Genomic DNA, 439 nt, shown 5'->3' on the forward strand with positions numbered 1-439 from the left:
TTGAAGACCAAGGCTATGACGTCGTTTAAGTTGGATATTTAATGCGTAAAAAGACTTGTTTTAAAGGAGAAGCTTCCGTAAAGAGGCTTTTTCTTTTGAACATGAATATACCCCATAGGGGTATGTAGGAGGAGGGTTACCATGGAAAACCGTGTGACCGACGGTGACAAGCAGACAACGCTTCATATTACGGGGATGTCCTGTGCTGCCTGCGCCAGCCGTATTGAAAAGGGACTGAATCGAATAGACGGCGTGGCGCAGGCTAATGTGAATCTGGCTTTGGAGCAGGCGTCGATTTCGTATGATCCGACGCAGGCGGATATTCCTGATTTTCGAGATAAAATTGCTTCTTTGGGTTTTGGAACCGTGAGTGAGGAAGCCAATCTGAATGTGACAGGCATGACATGCGCAGCCTGCGCAACCCGGATTGAGAAGGGTC

1 pseudogene is annotated in these 439 nt (G+C 47.8%); it reads left to right on the forward strand.

The window, feature by feature from the left end:
- Positions 1-222: 222 nt before the first annotated feature.
- Positions 223-439: pseudogene (locus C1I60_RS25455) on the forward strand (cation transporter); the annotation flags it as partial.

The sequence above is a fragment of the Paenibacillus terrae genome (assembly GCF_005217525.1).
In the GTDB taxonomy this organism is placed as follows: Bacteria; Bacillota; Bacilli; order Paenibacillales; family Paenibacillaceae; genus Paenibacillus; species Paenibacillus terrae_C.